General features: G+C 40.1%; 17 protein-coding genes and 10 tRNA genes. 22 read left to right on the top strand and 5 right to left on the bottom strand.

What is annotated here, in order from left to right; translation table 11 throughout:
- Positions 1-173: 173 nt before the first annotated feature.
- The 3 genes from uptA to mgtE all read right to left on the bottom strand — a co-directional run bounded on the left by uptA (position 174) and on the right by mgtE (position 3552).
- Positions 174-767 (bottom strand): undecaprenyl phosphate transporter UptA, encoded by a 594-nt coding sequence (uptA, locus tag J2Y67_RS22015; RefSeq protein WP_396954123.1) that lies wholly within the window; start codon positions 765-767, stop codon positions 174-176.
- Between the two features lie 123 nt (positions 768-890).
- Complete coding sequence (locus J2Y67_RS22010; RefSeq protein ID WP_310177518.1) at positions 891-2072, bottom strand: FtsW/RodA/SpoVE family cell cycle protein; 1182 nt, start codon at positions 2070-2072, stop codon at positions 891-893.
- A gap of 121 nt (positions 2073-2193) precedes the next feature.
- Positions 2194-3552, bottom strand: coding sequence for a magnesium transporter (gene mgtE / locus J2Y67_RS22005; protein ID WP_310177516.1), 1359 nt, complete (start codon positions 3550-3552; stop codon positions 2194-2196).
- A 288-nt stretch (positions 3553-3840) separates the two neighbouring features.
- On the opposite strand from mgtE, the gene J2Y67_RS22000 reads away from it, so the two are divergent.
- The 5 genes from J2Y67_RS22000 to J2Y67_RS21980 all read left to right on the top strand — a co-directional run bounded on the left by J2Y67_RS22000 (position 3841) and on the right by J2Y67_RS21980 (position 9720).
- On the top strand, positions 3841-4617 hold the full coding sequence (locus tag J2Y67_RS22000; protein WP_310177515.1) for a hypothetical protein: 777 nt from the start codon (positions 3841-3843) through the stop codon (positions 4615-4617).
- Positions 4618-4774: 157 nt separating this feature from the next.
- Entirely contained in the window at positions 4775-5854 is a 1080-nt protein-coding gene (locus J2Y67_RS21995; protein WP_310177512.1) for a D-alanine--D-alanine ligase, read from the top strand.
- Positions 5855-5932: 78 nt separating this feature from the next.
- The gene (locus J2Y67_RS21990; RefSeq protein WP_310177511.1) at positions 5933-7306 is read left to right on the top strand and encodes a UDP-N-acetylmuramoyl-tripeptide--D-alanyl-D-alanine ligase; all 1374 of its coding nucleotides are present in this window, start codon (positions 5933-5935) and stop codon (positions 7304-7306) included.
- Between the two features lie 33 nt (positions 7307-7339).
- The gene (locus J2Y67_RS21985; RefSeq protein WP_310177509.1) at positions 7340-8029 is read left to right on the top strand and encodes an alpha/beta hydrolase; all 690 of its coding nucleotides are present in this window, start codon (positions 7340-7342) and stop codon (positions 8027-8029) included.
- Between the two features lie 209 nt (positions 8030-8238).
- On the top strand, positions 8239-9720 hold the full coding sequence (locus tag J2Y67_RS21980) for a DEAD/DEAH box helicase (protein WP_396954122.1): 1482 nt from the start codon (positions 8239-8241) through the stop codon (positions 9718-9720).
- A gap of 86 nt (positions 9721-9806) precedes the next feature.
- On the opposite strand, the gene J2Y67_RS21975 is transcribed toward J2Y67_RS21980, so the two are convergent.
- A complete protein-coding gene (locus tag J2Y67_RS21975; protein ID WP_310177507.1) occupies positions 9807-10535 on the bottom strand; it encodes a rhomboid family intramembrane serine protease in 729 nt (242 codons plus the stop codon).
- A gap of 78 nt (positions 10536-10613) precedes the next feature.
- Here J2Y67_RS21975 and acpS point away from each other — a divergent pair, with 78 nt between their 5' ends.
- The 6 genes from acpS to J2Y67_RS21945 all read left to right on the top strand — a co-directional run bounded on the left by acpS (position 10614) and on the right by J2Y67_RS21945 (position 17448).
- A complete protein-coding gene (gene acpS, locus J2Y67_RS21970) occupies positions 10614-10961 on the top strand; it encodes a holo-ACP synthase (RefSeq protein ID WP_310177505.1) in 348 nt (115 codons plus the stop codon).
- Positions 10962-11140: 179 nt separating this feature from the next.
- Positions 11141-12154, top strand: a complete 1014-nt coding sequence (locus J2Y67_RS21965) for a LolA family protein (RefSeq protein ID WP_310177503.1) — start codon at positions 11141-11143, stop codon at positions 12152-12154.
- A gap of 208 nt (positions 12155-12362) precedes the next feature.
- Positions 12363-13520 carry an alanine racemase gene (gene alr / locus J2Y67_RS21960; protein ID WP_310177501.1) on the top strand — a complete coding sequence of 386 codons (1158 nt, stop codon included), beginning with the start codon at positions 12363-12365 and terminating at the stop codon, positions 13518-13520.
- Between the two features lie 530 nt (positions 13521-14050).
- A complete protein-coding gene (locus J2Y67_RS21955) occupies positions 14051-14332 on the top strand; it encodes a CopG family ribbon-helix-helix protein (RefSeq protein ID WP_071354167.1) in 282 nt (93 codons plus the stop codon).
- A gap of 4 nt (positions 14333-14336) precedes the next feature.
- Entirely contained in the window at positions 14337-14687 is a 351-nt protein-coding gene (locus J2Y67_RS21950; RefSeq protein ID WP_026574157.1) for a type II toxin-antitoxin system PemK/MazF family toxin, read from the top strand.
- A gap of 580 nt (positions 14688-15267) precedes the next feature.
- On the top strand, positions 15268-17448 hold the full coding sequence (locus J2Y67_RS21945) for a Tex family protein (protein ID WP_310177495.1): 2181 nt from the start codon (positions 15268-15270) through the stop codon (positions 17446-17448).
- A gap of 28 nt (positions 17449-17476) precedes the next feature.
- Here J2Y67_RS21945 and cmpA read toward each other — a convergent pair whose 3' ends face one another.
- The gene (cmpA, locus tag J2Y67_RS21940; RefSeq protein WP_127484595.1) at positions 17477-17590 is read right to left on the bottom strand and encodes a cortex morphogenetic protein CmpA; all 114 of its coding nucleotides are present in this window, start codon (positions 17588-17590) and stop codon (positions 17477-17479) included.
- 159 nt (positions 17591-17749) lie between these two features.
- Between cmpA and J2Y67_RS21935 the strand changes: the two genes are divergently transcribed.
- The 11 genes from J2Y67_RS21935 to J2Y67_RS21885 all read left to right on the top strand — a co-directional run bounded on the left by J2Y67_RS21935 (position 17750) and on the right by J2Y67_RS21885 (position 19382).
- Positions 17750-18223, top strand: a complete 474-nt coding sequence (locus J2Y67_RS21935) for a SprT family protein (protein WP_310177492.1) — start codon at positions 17750-17752, stop codon at positions 18221-18223.
- A gap of 109 nt (positions 18224-18332) precedes the next feature.
- Positions 18333-18407, top strand: a tRNA-Asn gene (locus J2Y67_RS21930).
- Between the two features lie 3 nt (positions 18408-18410).
- Positions 18411-18498 (top strand) — tRNA-Ser (locus J2Y67_RS21925).
- A gap of 9 nt (positions 18499-18507) precedes the next feature.
- Positions 18508-18579, top strand: a tRNA-Glu gene (locus J2Y67_RS21920).
- A 50-nt stretch (positions 18580-18629) separates the two neighbouring features.
- A tRNA-Asp gene (locus J2Y67_RS21915) sits at positions 18630-18706 on the top strand.
- Between the two features lie 43 nt (positions 18707-18749).
- Positions 18750-18824: transfer RNA gene (locus J2Y67_RS21910), tRNA-Gln, on the top strand.
- Positions 18825-18839: 15 nt separating this feature from the next.
- Positions 18840-18924, top strand: a tRNA-Leu gene (locus J2Y67_RS21905).
- A gap of 62 nt (positions 18925-18986) precedes the next feature.
- A tRNA-Leu gene (locus J2Y67_RS21900) sits at positions 18987-19069 on the top strand.
- Between the two features lie 61 nt (positions 19070-19130).
- Positions 19131-19207 (top strand) — tRNA-Arg (locus tag J2Y67_RS21895).
- 7 nt (positions 19208-19214) lie between these two features.
- A tRNA-Pro gene (locus J2Y67_RS21890) sits at positions 19215-19291 on the top strand.
- A gap of 17 nt (positions 19292-19308) precedes the next feature.
- A tRNA-Gly gene (locus J2Y67_RS21885) sits at positions 19309-19382 on the top strand.
- Positions 19383-19514: the final 132 nt, after the last annotated feature.

Genomic DNA, 19514 nt, shown 5'->3' with positions numbered 1-19514 from the left:
GTGACCTCTCTATCCCGCAGGAGTCGAGTGCCCTCCGCTCCAATCAACAGACTTGTTGCACAGACCAAACTCTAATAATATTACAATAAATTAACGGAGTGAATTGTTAAAGTGGACTAATAAAATAAAAGGCTATCGAAAGATTTTCGACAGCCAAGAAAACCACCAATTCATCAATTGGTGGTTTTCTTGGTTTTTTTAATAATAAAGTAAATGGCCGCTAAAACAATGGCTGCGATAATAATGGGGAGCACATAGGGTTGCGCATATTCTTTAATATGGGACCATTTTTCCCCCAGTACTTTCCCTAAATAAAGAAATAAGATTGTCCACGGCAATACCGCTGAAACGGTGTAAAGGGTAAATTTGCTTACCGGCATTTTCGCGATTCCAGCAGGAATGGAAATGGCGTGCCTGACCACCGGGATAAAGCGTGCCGAAAAAATGACTCCGGCTCCATATTTGTTGAACCAACTCTCAGCAATGTCAATGTGGCTTTTTTTGATTAACACATATTTACCGTATTTTTCAAGGAAGGGACGACCACCGTAATAGCCAGCCCAATATAAAAAGAGCTGGGCAATCGTTCCGCCAATTGTCCCCGCAATGACAGCTCCTAAAAAGTTCAGGTGACCTTGTGAAATCATATATCCGCCGTAACCCAAGACAATCTCACTTGGAATAATTTCAATCATTAGACCCAATGCGATTCCGAGATAACCTAACTGTGATAAAAACATTAAAATGGAGAAAATAAAATCCTTCATAATTCACCTTCACTATTGTAATGTAAATAGTTTAAACCAGATTGTCCTATAAAGAAATAAATATGGTATCAAATTAACATTCATTCCTAAATAAAAGAAAAAGACAGCGTAAAAATGCTGCCTCTAAGAATCGACCGATGCGCCGGAGGAAAACATATAGGTTTGGTGATGGTAACGAATGCTGTAGACCAAACCCATTGCAAACATATTCCCCATTAAGGAGCTGCCCCCATAGCTGATGAAGGGGAGCGGAATGCCGGTAATCGGCAGAACTTGAATGGTCATGCCGATATTTTGAAAAACGTGAAACGTAATTACGCTGATAACCCCGATGCAGACATATGTATTAAATGGATCATTCGTATCTAAAGCTGTTTTGATTAAATGGTAAATCAACAGGAAATACAGTCCAATCACAATACTGCCGCCAACAAAACCATATTCTTCACCGATAATACTAAAGATAAAATCGGTGTGCCCCTCAGGAATGTATACTTCCCCTTTATCAAATCCTTTTCCTGTTATCAGCCCAGAGCCAATAGCCGTTAAGGATTTCATTAGATGGTAACCGGAATCACTTTCATGATTAATCGGGTCAAGCCAAGAATAGATACGTTCGAATTGATAGGTTTTAACGTGTAGATACTTTACAAGCAGTTCCGGTTTTTGAACGACAAGATAAAGAATGGCTGCTCCGAGGGTTGCTCCCGAGCCATAAATCGGCAATATGATTTTCCATGAGATTCCTGAGACTAAAATAAGACCCGTGAGGATGGATAAAATCACAAGACCTGTTCCTAAGTCAGGCTGAAGCATGATCATCCCGAGTGGCACGGCCGTGGTAATCCCCAATTTTAAAAGTAACAGGAAGTCTAATTTAAGAGATTTTCCTTTAAACTTTTCTTGATGCTGGGTAATGACCCGACTTAAGGCAAGAATCAAAAAGGTTTTGACAAATTCTGAAGGCTGAATGCCGATTCCATGGAAAATAAACCAGCTTTTCGCGCCGTTTCGGTAGGGAGCAATGCTTGTCGGTGCCACAATGATAGCAATCAGCAACAAAAGACCAAAGCCATATAGGTACCAAGAAAGCCGCTTATATTGATAGCCATCGATGAGGATGGCAACAGAAATAATGGCTGCACCCACTATATACCAAAAGACTTGTTTGATTAAGAAATTTTCATCATACTGTGCAGCACCTTGAGCACTGTAAATGGAAGCGCAGCTAATCAGGAAAAATAGGAATAAAATTAATGTTAATGTCCAATCAAACCGGTCCGTTTTTTTTGAAATATAATCCATATGTCACACCCGTTTTTTTACTTTCATGCTAACAAAGAAGTAGTTTCCTCACAATAGAAAGTAAGGTAAATATTACTAAATATAATACGGATGAAACGGGTAAATAGTTTCAAAAAAATTCCTAGATCAAATAATGCAAAAACATCGAGGCAATGCCAAAGTAGGTCATTAAGGAAAAGATGTCATTTAAGGTGGTAATCAGCGGGCCGGATGCTACGGCAGGGTCCACATTAAAACGGTATAAAATCAAGGGAATGATGGTTCCTGCCAGTGTTCCGATTATCAAGGTAAAAAAGAGCGAGCAGCCCACCACAGCACCAAGAATCATGTTGCCCTGCCAGATGTAGGCAATAATCGAGATTAGTACAGCGCATGTTACCCCAATTGTTATCCCGACCCCAAACTCACGGGCAATGAGCCGGGTAACCACTCCCTTGTTAATATCATGGGAGATCAGCCCGCGAACCACCACGGCTAGGGATTGAGTTCCTGTGTTTCCGGTCATACCGGCAATCATTGGCATAAAAAAGGCTAAAGCAACCACCTGTTTCAACGTATCCTCAAAGCTTGAGATGATTCTTCCTGAAATGAGCCCGATAAATAAAAGTAAAATTAACCACGGTAATCTTCTTGCAGCAGCAACGAAAATTTTGGTATCAAAGTCAATCGCCTTCCCCGAAGCAGATAGCTTTTCAATATCTTCATTTGCTTCTTTGATGACGATATCGATAATATCATCGACCGTCACAATCCCAACGAGGACCTTTTCTTCATCCACAACGGGAATGGCCAGAAAGTCATACCGTTCTGCCGTTCTGGCTACCACTTCTTGGTCGGTTGCCACTGAAACAGAAATAACACGTTCATACATAATGTCATTGATCTTTTTATCCATATCAGCCAATAATAAATCACGATAGGAAACGACGCCAACCAGTTTGCGTTCTTCATCAATCACATATAAATAATTAATCGTTTCGGCGAATTCAGCGAAAATCTTTAACTTGTCGACCGCTTCCCTGACAGAAAAATAGTTTCGAATCCAAACAAATCGATTTGTCATGATTCTTCCTGCTGTTTCCGGCGGATAATTCATGATGCCTTTTACGGCGGTGGATTCCTCCGCTTTCATCCCCGACAAAAGCGAATCCATCTTTTCAGGGGATAGTTCATGTAATAGTAAGGCAAGGTCATCATTGTCCATTAAATCAAGAACCTTGCTTGATTTTTCAATGCCAAGCTTATTTAATACCTCAAGCTGTTCATCCTTATCCAGCTCTTCCATTAGGTCAGCGAGAAGATCATTTTTAAGAAACAAGAGAAACTTAGCTTTATGTTTCTCCGGTAATTCCTCATAAATTTTCGCAATGTCATAGGGCTGCAATTCTTCAAGAATCGCTTCAAATTCAGCTTTTTTATTTTCTTTTATTACTTTAATAATATGAAGGCTAATCTCATCCTGAGTCATATCCTTAATCATGAATTAAAAGCTCCTTTCTACCCCGCAAGTTTTATAACAGGGGAGACGGAAAAGTTTTTTCGAATCAATACTAGTATATGTTAATAAATAGAAATCCATTGATAATTTAAAAACAGCTATTTTTATGAAAATCCATTTGCAATTTTCCTCATCAAAGCTTTAAAATTGTAAAAGAATTGAAATAAGCTATTTGACCTATTCTTTGGTAAAATGGTAAGGAATTGAATAACAGGCAGTATAAACGGATCTGCCTTTTCAGATAAATTAAACTTTCGGAGGAGTTTGGCCTTGAAAAAGCATCATCAAGACATACGGGATCTTATTTATGTACACTTAAATCAGTCGGATCAGTATGTAATGTCCTACGGAATTGAATTCGATGAATTTGCTGCTGCTTTTTCAGATTCATTAAACCATTTGCTTTTATTAAAGCACCGCTTTGATGATACTGAGTTTAATAGGCACGCACTGCTTGAATATTGTCCGGAGGATCGTGTAAAAAAATTAGCTGGGGAAGATGTTTACGGGTACGGAGATTTTTGCTGGATTGATTTTATAGAAGAAGAGGTTTTAAACGAGCTGACAGGGCAGGAAATGGCTGAATTATTATATTTGGGCCATTTGAAGCAGCATTTAAAATTACCTTTTTATAATAAGCTTGGAAATCGTTTTGTGTATTTAGCCCATGATGACGGCTGGTTTAACAAAATCTATTATCGCAGTTTTAAGGACTTTTTTCATTTGCTTAGTGAGGCCATTTCCGGAAAGGTAAGTAAACTTAAATTGGAGAAGTCCCTTTTAGGATTGAGGAAAAAACGCTCCTATCCACCGGTCAATAAGGAGATCCTTCTTTCTTTAACACCTTTTATGAAAGAGGGAATCTGTATTTCGATGAAGAATGCAGATCAGCAGCGTACGAAGATTGAAATCCCCATTTGGGTAATTGGTGATTTTGCCAATATGGATGATATGTACGAGGAATATGAAATGATTTCAAAGGAACCTTCTCATGCTAAGATTGTGTTTGATAAAAAAACAAAAGAGTGGAAATTAAATGTTCTCTAATCTCTCCAGGCAATTTGGAGAGATTTTATTTTGATTGTTTTGAACTAAGCACCAGGTTTCATAAAATAAAGGAGTAAAGTAAAAAAGATTATCACATCATTCCTCATATTTCTGATAAAGTGCTAAAATAAAAACAGTATGAAAATGGAGGTTTATCATGAAAACAAAACTGGGTTTATTATACGGAGGAAAATCCGCTGAACATAAAGTATCGATGCAGACGGCAATGGCTGTCATTGGTGCACTGGACCTTGAAAAATTTGAAATTCATCCTATATACATAAATGAAGAAGGTCAGTGGATTAAGGGTGCGCAGCTGCAAGCTCCTGTTGAGAGTGTGAAGGCACTTGAGTTTACTGAAGGGAACGAATTGTCCCCACTTTCTTTAGCCCCTGCTATTATGGAAGGAAATAAACAGAAACAATCAACGCTGGATGTCATCTTCCCGCTATTGCACGGACCAAATGGAGAAGATGGTACGGTACAAGGATTATTAGAACTATTAAATCTTCCCTATGTCGGAAACGGGGTGCTTGCTTCCGCTGCCGGTATGGATAAAGTGATGATGAAAAATGTATTTGCGCAATCTGGGCTCGCCCAAGTAAACTATGTTGCTTTTATTAAAAGTGAATGGCAAAAGGGAAAAGAGGCTGCTTATACAAAGGTCGAGGAAGAGCTTGGTTATCCCTGCTTTGTTAAGCCGGCAAATCTTGGTTCAAGTGTTGGGATTAGTAAGTGCCGGAATCGAGCAGAATTGGAAACTGCTTTTGCGGAAGCCTTCCAATTTGATCGCAAGGTGATTATTGAAGAAGGCGTTACTGCCCGTGAAATTGAAGTGGGTATTCTTGGGAATGATGAACCGGAATGTTCGGTGGCTGGAGAAATTGTTCCGAAAAAAGACTTTTATGATTATAAAGCGAAATATGAAGATGGCGAGACTGCTTTGATTATTCCGGCTGAAATTACAGATAATGAATATAAACAAATTAAAGATATGGCGATTCAGGCATTTAAAGCATTGGATTGCTCAGGGCTTGTTCGTGCTGATTTCTTCTTAACAAAGGATGGAAGGGCATTAATTAATGAAGTGAATACCATGCCTGGTTTCACTCCATTTAGTATGTTCCCGCTGTTATGGAAGCACACCGGGGTTGAGTACCCGCAATTAATCGAGCGCCTGGTCAATCTTGCGAAAGAAAGACATGACGAAAAACAACAGATTAAATATTCCTTTTAAATTAGATTTTGTTAGTGGCACGGTGCTTTTGCCGTGTCCGTTCTTTTGAATAGTAAGAGAGTAGAGGAGGGAAAGAAGATGAGAAGAACACTGAGTCAAATAGCGGAAATGATTACGGTGAAAAATGATATTTCTCCTTTTAAAGATGTGATCGTAGAAAATGTGGTCATTGATTCAAGAAAAATTGAAACAGGAAGCTTGTTTGTGCCGTTTAAAGGGGAGCGGGTGGATGGACATAAATATGTAGAGGATTCCATCCAAAAGGGTGCTGCAGCTGCTTTATGGCAAAGCGATGTTCCCAACCCACCAGAGCATCTGCCGATTTTAATGGTCGATGATTGTTTAACTGCCCTTCAGGAATTAGCAAGAAGCTATCGAAAGCAGCTGGATATTAAGGTAGTGGGCATCACCGGAAGTAATGGAAAAACAACCACGAAAGATTTGACAGCCGGTCTGCTTTCGACTCAATATAAAGTTCAAAAAACAGAAGGAAATTATAATAATCAAATTGGTCTTCCTCTTACGATTTTAGGATTGGAAGAAGATACGGATATCGCTGTTTTGGAAATGGGGATGAGCGGACGGGGAGAAATAGAATTTCTTACCAAACTGGCCTGCCCAGATGCTGTCGTGATTACGAATGTTGGCGAGTCCCACTTGCTTGATCTTGGTTCTAGAGAAGGAATTGCCGAGGCTAAGCTTGAAATTTTGCAGGGGCTAAAAGAGGGTGGACTAGCTGTACTGCATGGGGAAGAACCATTATTAATGGAACGGATTCATCAATTTAAAGGGAATGTTCAAGTTCAAACCTTTGGAAGGAGTGAAACCAACGACCTTTTCCCAACTCATATTGTTCAATTGGATCATGGTAACCGGTTTACGACAAATGCATCAAATGAAAGCTTTGTCCTGCCTGTTTTAGGAACGCACAATATTTTAAATGCACTTGCAGCGATGCTGATTGCGAGATATTTAAATGTTCCGTTTGCAAAAATGAATGAAGGTTTAGCGGGGATTAAACTTACAAATATGAGAATGGAGCTTGTCGAAGGAAAGCATGGGGAAAAAATCATTAACGATGCTTATAACGCCAGCCCAACATCCATGATTGCAGCGATTGAATTGGTATCCAATCTTCAAGGGTATGATAAAAAAATTCTCGTGTTAGGTGATATGTTAGAATTAGGACCGCAGGAAGAACAATACCATTTGCAAATTGGTAATGGCTTGAACCCTGATAAAATTGACTTATTGTTTACGTATGGAAAATTGGGAGCACATATTGCCAAAGGTGCCCGTACCGTTTTAGGGGAAAATCGGGTTTTTGAATTTATGGATAAAAAAGATTTACTCCAAGAACTGGAACAGCATGTGAATGAGAAGGCTTTGGTACTCGTTAAAGCATCCCGCGGAATGAAATTAGAAGAAATCGTAAATTCTCTGCAAAAATAAGGGGATTATCAATGTTTTTGGCAGGTGTTTAAAATGATTGGCTGCTTATGTATTCACGGATTTACAGGAGCCCCTTATGAAGTGGAACCTCTGGTGGAATATTTATCGCAACGGACCAATTGGAGCTTTTGTGTGCCCACACTCCCGGGTCATGGGGAAACACTTTCATTAAAGGGAATTCAGTACCAGCAGTGGATTGAATGTGCCGAGGTTGAATTAAAGAAGCTCCTCCAAACCTGTGATGAGATTTATATTATTGGTTTTTCGATGGGAGGCTTAATTGCAGCCTATTTAGCAGCCAATTATCCTGTTGATAAACTTGTTTTGTTAAGTGCTGCTGCCCTTTATATCAATCCAAAACAGATGGCGGTAGAATTAAAATCCATGCTGATCGACTCTCTAAGAGGAAACTTAGTGGAGAATGAATTATTTCAGCGTTATTTAAGAAAAATAAAAGAAACCCCTATAGCGGCAACCTTGCAATTTCGTCAACTTGTCTCCTTTGTAAAACCTCTTTTGCATCAAGTAGAAGTGCCGACCTTAATTGCTCAAGGGGAATGCGATGGAATGGTGCCGCCCAAAAGTGCTGAATTCTTGTATCGGACGATTCGTGCAAAAAAGAAACAAATTACGTTTATTAAGGATTCCCAACATCATATTTGCCACTGTGAGGAAAGAGAGGCCCTATTTTCTCAAGTTTTTGATTTTTTGATGGGATGTTAAGAATGGTAAAGATTTGCTTTAATTGCAATATACCACGATTAATGGTAAGATAATCATCAACGTGTCTTAAGAACGATAAATTAAGGGCATACTCCTATGGAGGAATGTCTTTTTTTGGTAAAATAAACGTGTTACCTAGTTACGGCATTTTGATGCGTATCGGAAGAAAATATTCAGCACATAAAATATTTTCAAATAGATGAAGGAGAATGAAAACATTGACAAAGTTTGAAGATTTAGGTCTAAGTCAGGCCACTTTAAAAGCTGTCCTCAAAATGGGTTTTGAGGAAGCAACACCAATCCAGGCAGAAACGATTCCTTTGGGTTTAAAAAATATAGATTTGATCGGGCAAGCTCAAACTGGAACAGGAAAAACAGCTGCATTTGGAATTCCATTGGTAGAAAAAATTGATGTAAGTGCGGACGCAATTCAAGGGATTATTATTGCCCCTACACGAGAACTAGCAATTCAAGTATCGGAAGAACTATATAAAATTGGAGCTGGCAAAAGGGTCCGTGTGCTGCCAATTTATGGTGGTCAAGATATCAGCCGCCAAATTCGTTCATTAAAGAAAGCGCCACATATCATTGTTGGTACTCCTGGACGTGTATTGGATCATATTAATAGAAGAACGATGCGCCTTGATACTGTGCAAACAGTCATTCTGGATGAAGCAGATGAAATGCTTAACATGGGATTCATTGAGGATATCGAATCCATTCTTGCGGCAACTCCAGCTGAAAGACAAACATTGCTTTTCTCAGCAACAATGCCAGGACCGATTCAAAGAATGGCAGAAAAGTTCATGAAGAACCCACAAATCGTCCGTGTGAAAACAAAGGAAATGACTGTTCCTTCAATTGAACAATATTATCTTGAAGTGCAAGAAAAGAATAAATTTGATGTCTTGACAAGACTTTTGGATATTCAATCACCTGAATTGGCGATTATCTTTGGTCGGACAAAACGTCGTGTTGATGAATTATCAGATGCATTAAACCTAAGAGGTTATACAGCTGAAGGAATCCATGGCGACTTAAGTCAGGCAAAGCGTCTTTCTGTTCTACGTAAATTTAAAGAAGGTTCAATTGATGTCTTAGTTGCCACTGACGTAGCAGCAAGGGGTCTGGATATTTCAGGAGTAACGCATGTTTACAATTTTGATATCCCTCAAGATCCTGAAAGCTATGTTCACCGTATTGGCCGTACAGGTCGTGCGGGTAAAACTGGTGTAGCCATGACATTCATTACACCACGTGAAAAGTCCTACTTAGCTGTTGTTGAAAAAACAACAAAGCGTAAGATGGATAAAATGAAAGCCCCTACGCTTGATGAAGCATTAGAAGGCCAACAAAAAGCGGTAGTTGAAAAAATTGTTGCAACAATTGAATCCAACAATTTACATTACTATAAAGCAGCAGCTCAAGAATTACTTGAAGAAAATGATGCTTCAACGGTTATCGCGGCTGTTTTGAAAATGTTAACAAAAGAACCGGATACTACACCGGTTAAATTGACAGAAGAACTGCTTCCGCAAAAAAGAGATCGAAAACCACAAGACCGTGACCGTAGAAGAAGAGACGATTCAAGAGGCTACAATTCTGATCGCCGAAAAAAAGCACCGGTAAAACCAAGAAGCGGTGAAAAAAGAGCGTCCGGAAAATCAAAGCCGAGAAGCTATAATCATTAAAAAGTAAGAGCATGGACTCCATGCTCTTTTTTTATGCTTTCATATATTAAATAAAAAATAGGGATGGTGCCGGATAAATATTACTTTTATCTTTGTACTAAAAAGCCGATAATAGCGATTAAGAAGATGATTCCCCAAAGGAATATTTTCAAGGGGGACTGCAATTTGATTCTACGTCCTGCAGGTCCTGCCCAATTGGCCATACCTTTAATAGAATCAGACATGGCTCCTTTTTTGTAATAGGGGATGGCTCCAAGTAAAAATCCTCCGATTAAACCGAATAGATGGGCGGTAATATTAATATTCGGCTGTACGAATGTCATAACTAGACTAAGAGCGCAAAGAACAAGGATGATTTGTGAATTTTGCCGTGAAAGCCAATTTTTGCGGAAAATAATAATCGCTAAATAATATCCAAAAAGGCCAAAAATCGCACCACTTGAACCGACATGGGTATAGCTGAGCGGTTCAAGGAATAACGTTGCAAGATTGGCAACCAGTCCGGAAACAAGATAGACCAATAGAAATTTACCACCGCCAAGCATTCGTTCAAGCGCTGGACCAAATAGCAGCAAAGTAACACTATTAAATAACATATGGGCAAAACCATTATGCAAAAAGGTTGGTGTAATGAGCCGCCAGTATTCGCCCTCAAAAATATACAGGTTTACGCCTGAAAGATGTTCAAAAAACCAATAATTCGGGAAGATTGGCAGGACTGTGAAAAGATATAAAACTACATGAATGATTATAATTATGGAAACAATTGGATATAGACGGATGAATTCACGAAAGCTTTCTGTTCTTGTAAACATAGTTAACCCCCTTGGAGCAATGCGACTTGTACACTATTATCTATGCTGATTGTAAACTAAATAGAAGGAAGATGTAGGATGATTAGCGGAATTGGGATTGATATTGTTGAATTATCAAGAATACAGAATTTACTTCAAAGGCAAAGAAAATTAATTGACCGAATTTTAACGGACCAGGAAAAACAAAAATTCGAAGTCCTTTCTGAGCGGAGGCAGGTTGAATTTTTGGCCGGAAGATTTGCGGCAAAAGAGGCTTTCTCAAAAGCTGCCGGTACAGGGATTGGAAAAGAACTGTCCTTTTTGGATATTGAAATTGATTCGGATCCATTCGGAAAACCAATTATTATAAGACCTGAAATAAGTGCTCACTTATCCATTTCCCACAGCCGGGAATATGCTGTAGCCCAGGTAGTGATTGAAGGGTAGCGTTATATTTTTAAAAGCTTGGTCCCCTCGTTAGCATATTCCCTTAGGTTGTCTCATATATTCATAGAGAATCAGGAGAGACAAGGTCAGCTATGGTCATTTTGGAAAGCGATGATTCTGACCCCTGCCTTTCTCTTCTCCATAAATCATATGAAATGAGACAAGAAGGGGTTGAAGGAATGAGAAAAAAGTTGTTGCTGCTAATCACGGGGCTAATGGTCATCTTTCTGCTGGCAGCTTGCGGATCGAAGTCTCAGGGTGATGTAGTAAAAGAATTAAGTGGTAAACTTGATGACTTATCAGGCTATAAAGTAAATGCAAAAATGACCCTGAAAATGGGTACGGATTCTCAAGTATATAATGTTGAAATTTGGCAAAAGGATAAGAAGTTTTATCGAGTAAATCTAAAAAATTCCGAGAAGGACCAAAGCCAAATGATTTTAAGGAATGACGAAGGGGTATTCGTTCTAACTCCAGCACTAAATAAGAGCTTCAAATTCCAGAGCGATTGGCCGCAAAACAGCAGCCAGGCCTATCTATATGAATCATTAATTAAAGACATTATGGTGGATAAAGAGGCAAAATTTTCGTCCACCAAGGACTACTATGTATTTGAAACAAAAACACGCTATCAAAATAATAGTATGCTCCCATTCCAAGAAATTAAACTAAATAAGAAGGATCTATCACCGGCAGTGGTTAAAGTAATGGATCCTGACCGAAATCCGTTAGTTACAGTTGAATTTGAAAAAGTTAAGTTTGACGCAAGCTTTGATAAAGACGATTTTAAATTGAAAAAGAATATGACAAGGGCACAAATTGGTATGCCAGCAATGACAGAACCAAAAGATGCTGCCTTTACCGTTAAATATCCTACTGCACAGATTTCAGGTACGAAGTTGATTAAGGAAGATGAAGTAGGTATTGAAGATGGTAAACGTGTCGTATTAACCTATGACGGCAAAAAGTCATTTACACTTGTACAAGAAAAAGTAACAGTAAAAGATGCCTCCACTACACCAACGTATGTGGAAGGGGATTTAGTAGATTTGGGAGCAACCATAGGCGCTGTAACGGATCACTCTATTTCTTGGACACAAGGCGGGGTAGATTACATGATTGCTTCGAAAAATCTGTCAAGGGAAGAAATGATTAAAGTAGCACAATCCGTTCAAGGTGATGCTGTTAAATAATTTTTGTAAACAGGCTCTTTTTAAAGGGCCTGTTTGTTCTTGGTCGATAGGAAAGTATAACTTTCCTATCAGGCATAAGTGCAACTACGCCTCATGAACCGCCCTTAGGGGCCCACCAGTCGGTGAGTTTTCTTTATTTTGGAGCAATTGAATTTTTTTGTGATAAAATGATATAGGAGTTTAATTAACGTTTTTAGGAAGTGGAAAAATGGAAGATCGCAGCTTTTTCTATCGAGACACCTGGGTGGAAGTAGACTTGGATTGTATTCATACGAATGTTTCGTCTGTTAAAAAACTTCTGCCAAATGAAGTAGAAATTATTGCAGTTGTAAAAGCAAATGCCTATGGCCACGGGGATGTACAAGTGGCTAGAGAAGCGCTTGCTGCGGGTGCAACTTATTTGGCCGTAGCCTTTATGGATGAAGCCATTACTTTAAGGAAGAAAGGAATAATAGCTCCTATTCTTGTATTAGGTGCCAGTCGTGCCGAAGACGTACAAATGGCAGCAGATTCCCGTATTACCCTTACTGTTTTTCAAAAGGATTGGCTGCTGGAAGCACAAAAACATTTAAAAACGGATAGCAGGCTGTCTGTTCATATTAAGCTGGATACTGGAATGGGGAGACTGGGCATTAGCAGTAAAAACGAACTTGCCGATTTTGAAGAGCTGTTAGCCCTTGATCAGCGATTCAATCTAGAAGGAATCTTTACTCATTTTGCTACGGCAGATGAACTGAACCAATCTTATTTCAATCAGCAATTCGCGTTATTCCAAGAGTTAATAAGTGTGCTGAAGGTACGTCCAAAGTATGTTCATTGCAGTAATAGCGCCGCAACCCTGAGATTTCAAAGTGGCGTATATAATGCCGTACGCCTTGGGATTGCCATGTACGGATTGACGCCATCCCTTGAGATGGAACCGGAAATCCCGTTTTCATTGAATGAAGCCTTTTCGCTGCGTTCAAAGCTTGTCCATGTAAAACAACTGCATAAAGGGGATAAAATAAGTTACGGTGCTACGTATGAAGCGAGCGGGGATGAATGGATTGGGACAGTGCCAGTTGGCTATGCAGATGGATGGATTCGAAAACTGCAGGGTCAGGAAGTGTTAGTCAATGGGATGCGGGTACCAATTGTCGGTAGAATCTGTATGGACCAATTAATGGTACAGCTTCCGCATGAGATACCAGTTGGCACGAATGTCACGTTAATTGGGAAAGAAAAGAATCAGTTTATATCCATCAATGAAATTGCCAAAAAACTCGAGACCATCAATTACGAAGTTCCTTGTATTATCACAAATCGAGTCCCCCGTCTTTATAAAAAAGATGGAAAAATAGTCGAATTAAAAAACTATCTTCTTTAGCGAAGGCCGTGTAAAAGGACAATGTTGATTTTTGAACAGCGTTGATTGGAGTGGAAGGCACGAAGACTCCTGTGGGAGTACGGTACAGGGGAGACCCCACAGGAGCGAAGCGACGAGGAGGCTCCCCGAACCGCCCACGGAAAGCGAAGTGCCTGGAGCGGAAGTCAACAAATAAGTTTAACAGCCTTAGAAAAAAGAAGGCGTATTTATCCCGCATTAACGGGCAGTAAGCCCCCTTCAAGTTATGAGGAAAACAGAATAGTTAACTGGGGGTGCAACTGCCCGTAAAAGCCCGATTAAGTTCAACTAACCATCAGTGGGGATGAAGGAAAATCCCCACTGATGGAAGTTTCACTATATTAAATTTAAACATATTTATATTATTGCGGACTTTTGTGCATAAAAGCAGCTTTTATTGGCTTATAATACAATAGTATTATAATTAGTCTATGCATTTAGGTTGTTTAGTGTTATTATAAAATATGGTACAGATAAAAATTGGTGTGTAGTGATGGTGGAGGTGTATGTTTGTGTCTGAATCCGGCGCAACTACGGAGATCTTAGTGAAATTACCGCAACATCTTTTAACCGAGTTAGATGGCTTTGTAAAGCAAGAAAATGTGAATCGCAGCGAATTTATTTATCAAGCAACAAAAATGTATTTACGCGAACGTAAAAAAAGACAAATTCGCGAATCCATGAGACGTGGATATATGGAAATGGCTAAGATTAATTTAAGAATTGCATCGGAAGCATTTCAAGCAGAATATGAGGCAGAACACACAGTAGAACGTCTTGTAAGCGGAGGATAATCCTTTGATTGTCAAGCGTGGTGACGTATATTTCGCGGACCTATCCCCAGTTGTTGGTTCTGAACAAGGCGGCGTCCGTCCTGTACTTGTCATCCAAAACGACATCGGGAATCGGTTTAGTCCCACCGTTATTGTTGCAGCGATTACAGCTCAAATTCAAAAAGCGAAGCTTCCGACTCATGTTGAAATTGACGCGAAACGCTACGGTTTTGAACGAGACTCAGTCATACTTTTAGAACAAATTCGTACAATAGATAAGCAGCGGTTAACCGATAAAATTACCCATCTCGATGACGAAATGATGGAAAAAGTGGATGATGCCTTGCGTGTAAGCATCGGTCTCATCGAATTTTAGCAAAGCACGCTCTTTTTGAAAGGGCGTTTTTTTATACATATTCTACTCTTCTACTGTGTTTTTCTGCTTAAAGCAAGCTCGCTGGGGCTTGCTTTTTTTGTTTATAGTGCCCGCTGTTCTTGTTTTTCCGCTCGATTGGGCACTATAGGCGCGCGATAATGCCCATGGCCATTGATTGTTTACGAGAACGGGCACTATGATCCCTTGATAATGTCTGTGGCCATTGTCTTTTTACGAGAACGGGCACTATGAGCCTGAGAAAATGCCCATGGCCATTGTTTTTTTAGGAGAACGGGCACTATGAGCCCTCGATATGCCCATGGCCATTGATTTTTTAGGAGAACGGGCACTATGCTCCCTCGATAATGCCCATGGTCGTGGTTTTTTTACAAGAACGGGCACTATAAACCCTCGATAATGCCCATGGCCGTGGTTTTTTTACAAGAACGGGCACTATGAGCCCATGATCGTTGTTTTTTCGCTGAACCGGTCATTATTCCAGGAAAGACCCGCATTTGGTGAAACCGTCACCCTAATTTGATACAATAAAATGGAAATGACGAAGTGGAGGATTGTTTAAGTGAATGATACAGTCGTAAAAGATGAGCAGTTGTTGTTTGGTAAGATTGCATCCGAGCAAGCAATTTCCGCCAAGCAAGTTAAAAGTGTTATTTCTTTACTAAACGAAGGCAATACGGTTCCATTTATTGCTCGTTACCGTAAGGAAATGACTGGAGCGCTTGATGAAGTGCAGATTCGCAATATTTTAGAACGTTGGCAGTATATTCAAAACCTTGAACAACGTAAAGAAGAAGTTCTGAGGATTATAGCCGAACAAGGAAAACTCACGGAAGAATTGAACCAGAACATCCTCCGTGCTGAAAAACTCCAAGAAGTTGAAGATTTATATCGGCCATACAAACAAAAGCGTCGGACGAAAGCAACTGTTGCAAGAGAAAAAGGATTAGAACCTCTTGCTGAGTGGCTCATGACCTTCACAAAGGAAAATGTTGAAGAAAAAGCACAGGAATTTTTATCAGAGGAAAAAGAAGTCCTTTCCGTTGAAGATGCCATTGCAGGAGCTAAAGATATCGTTGCAGAATGGGTAAGCGATAATGCAGAAGGGCGAAAATGGATTCGGAAAGAAACGTTTAAATCTGGTACGGTCTCATCCACAGTTAAGGAAGAAGAGAAGGATGATAAGAAAGTCTACGAAATGTATTATGGGTATGAAGAGCCTGTAAGTAAAATTGTACCTCACCGTATTCTAGCCCTCAATCGCGGTGAAAAGGAAGATATTTTACGAGTTTCAATCAAAATGAATACGGATCAAATCTTGAACTATCTTTCGAAAAAATGGATTCGGAATCAGCATTCGCCGGCAGCGCCAATTGTAGTGGAGGCGATTGAAGATAGCTATAAAAGATTAATCCAACCCTCTATTGAAAGAGAAATCCGCAGTGAGTTAACGGAAAAAGCAGAGGAGCAGGCGATACATATTTTTTCTGAAAATCTTCGGAATTTGCTGCTGCAGCCGCCGCTTAAAGGAAAAGTCGTAATTGGAGTTGACCCGGCCTACCGAACTGGCTGTAAGCTTGCCGTGGTGGATGAAACAGGAAAGGTTTTAAAAATTGATGTCATCTACCCGCATCCACCAGTTAATAAAGCAAAAGAGGCTAGAGAAAAATTTATTAATATCCTTCGTGAATATAAGGTGGAAATGGCTGCTATCGGTAACGGAACGGCATCAAGAGAAACTGAGCAATTTGTGGCGGACATCTTAAAAGAGATGGATGAAGAAACTTTTTATTTAATTGTAAATGAAGCGGGGGCTAGTGTTTACTCCGCATCTGATTTAGCAAGAGAAGAATTTCCGAATTTCCAAGTAGAAGAAAGAAGTGCGGTATCCATTGCCCGGCGCTTACAGGACCCGCTTGCTGAACTAGTGAAAATTGATCCGAAATCAGTAGGTGTTGGTCAATATCAGCATGACGTTTCCCAAAAACGCCTATCGGAGTCCCTAAATTTTGTCGTGGAAACAGCCGTGAACCGAGTGGGGGTCAATGTGAACACTGCATCATCGTCCCTTTTGCAATATGTAGCGGGTTTAACAAAAACGGCGGCGAACAATGTTGTGAAAAAGCGGGAAGAGGAAGGGAAATTTATAAGCAGGGTTCAATTAAAAAAGGTACCTCGGCTTGGAGCAAAAACATATGAACAAGCAATTGGTTTCCTGAGAGTAATAGATGGAAAAGAACCTTTGGACCGCACCGGGATCCATCCGGAAAACTATGATGAAGTGAAAAAGTTATTATCCACTCTTGGATTTTCTACAAAGGATTTAGGTACAGATGAGTTAAAAGAAGCCCTTAATGGACTGGACCTAAAAACTGTTTCAGAAGAGTTAGAGGTAGGAGAATTAACCTTAAAAGATATTATCGACGCTTTAGTCAGACCGGAAAGAGATCCGCGAGATGAATTACCTCAGCCTCTATTAAAAAAGGATGTTTTAAAATTAGAGGATCTGAAACCGGGAATGGAACTTCAAGGGACCGTTCGAAACGTGGTTGACTTTGGTGCATTTGTTGACATTGGCGTCAAACAGGATGGATTGGTTCACATATCAAAGCTAAGCAATCGATTTGTTAAGCACCCGTTAGATATTGTTTCTGTCGGGGATGTTGTAACCGTCTGGGTGGATTCGGTTGATAGGAATAAAGGCCGTGTGGCATTAACTATGCTGCCTCCGGCAAAACAATAATCCAAGCTGCAAAGGAAAACACTGCTTTTTAGGAGCAGTGTTTTTTTCTGTAAAAAAACCAGCATTGGTTTAAAAGCTTGATTTGATAACGGTTCTTTTCATAAAAAGCTCTTTTCATTTGGTTTTGAAACCAAGTCGGCATAGTAAAACCTCCTGAAAGTAAATCATTAAAGGTAACTACAATATATGCTATAATGGGTTGTCACGTTGACTAGAAATATGATGCAATTCGTTTATTTCAATACTTATTTAGAATATATTTCGAAAAGGAATAAATTGAAGTGGAAAGTGAGGGAGAAAAGTGGAAGAGCAAGAGCTTCAAAGGCTGGTTGAAAGCATATCCATTGAAGCGTTTGGAAAACCCTTTCTACATCAAGCCACGTTTAATTCGAGATTACGTTCAACAGGCGGAAGATACTTATTAGGTACACATCATATTGAAGTCAATAAAAAATATCTAGACCAATTTGGTGAGAATGAATTAATTGGGATCATTAAGCATGAGCTCTGCCACTACCATCTTCATCTTGAAGGAAAAGGGTATCAGCATCGTGACTTTGATTTTAAATGGTTATTAAAAAAGGTTGGGGCACCCCGGTTTTGTACGCCTCTCAAGGAGAAAACTTCAAAAAGAACGTTTAAAAAAATTCACTTATACGAGTGCATAAACTGCCATCACCGATATCAAAGAAAGAGAAGTATTAATACAAGCCGATATGTCTGCGGGAAATGCCAAGGAAGGTTAAAGAAAATCAAAGAAGTAATCTTAGAATAGAGTGAGAAAATGGAAATTGATTTTCTTGAAAAATGATGTTGACTTTGCATCCTAACGTCATTATAATATGAAGAGTCGATAAGGAAATCTCCTTATTTTATAAAGTTATTCCGCAGTAGCTCAGTGGTAGAGCTATCGGCTGTTAACCGATCGGTCGTAGGTTCGAGTCCTACCTGCGGAGCCATATGGGGAAGTACTCAAGAGGCTGAAGAGGCGCCCCTGCTAAGGGTGTAGGTCGGGTAACCGGCGCGAGGGTTCAAATCCCTCCTTCTCCGTTGCAAAAAGGCCCCTTGGTCAAGCGGTTAAGACACCGCCCTTTCACGGCGGTAACACGGGTTCGAATCCCGTAGGGGTCATCAGGGATGGGAAATGAACAAAAGATCATTTCCTGTTTCTCAAAAATATTGGTCTGGTAGTTCAGTTGGTTAGAATGCCTGCCTGTCACGCAGGAGGTCGCGGGTTCGAGTCCCGTCCAGACCGCCATTGCTTTTTATTTAAAAAGTCATGTCTTAATATTTAATATTATTGGGCTATAGCCAAGCGGTAAGGCATCGCACTTTGACTGCGACATGCGTTGGTTCGAATCCAGCTAGCCCAGCCATTTGTATTTCTATATGCGGGTGTGGCGGAATTGGCAGACGCACCAGACTTAGGATCTGGCGCCGCAAGGCGTGGGGGTTCGACTCCCTTCACCCGCACCATTAATTACCACTTGAATCATGTTCGTAAATTTGGTATGATTACTTTTGTCGCTAATTTACTTGCGGTCGTGGCGGAATGGCAGACGCGCTAGGTTGAGGGCCTAGTGGGGGCAACCCCGTGGAGGTTCAAGTCCTCTCGGCCGCACTAAAAAACTTGTTGACAAAATGATTTTAGGTTGATATACTGTAAAAGTTGCTTTATAAATGCGCCCGTAGCTCAATTGGATAGAGCGTCTGACTACGGATCAGAAGGTTGTGGATTCGACTTCTTCCGGGCGCGCCATTATTTACGGGAAGTAGCTCAGCTTGGTAGAGCACTTGGTTTGGGACCAAGGGGTCGCAGGTTCGAATCCTGTCTTCCCGACCATTTGAAACATATAACGCGCGGGTGTAGTTTACTGGTAAAACCTCAGCCTTCCAAGCTGATGTAGTGGGTTCGATTCCCATCACCCGCTCCATAATCACTAAGATTGCTCTTTGAAAACTAAACAAACAAAAACGTCAACAAACAATAATATTCATTTCTTTCGAAATGAAGCCAACGTAACATTCGAGCTACATCAACTTTCTTGGAGAGTTTGATCCTGGCT

Origin of the sequence: Neobacillus niacini (assembly GCF_031456445.1) — a bacterium.
In the GTDB taxonomy this organism is placed as follows: Bacteria; Bacillota; Bacilli; order Bacillales; family Cytobacillaceae; genus Neobacillus; species Neobacillus niacini_I.
This window is presented reverse-complemented; position numbering and strand designations above follow the sequence as displayed.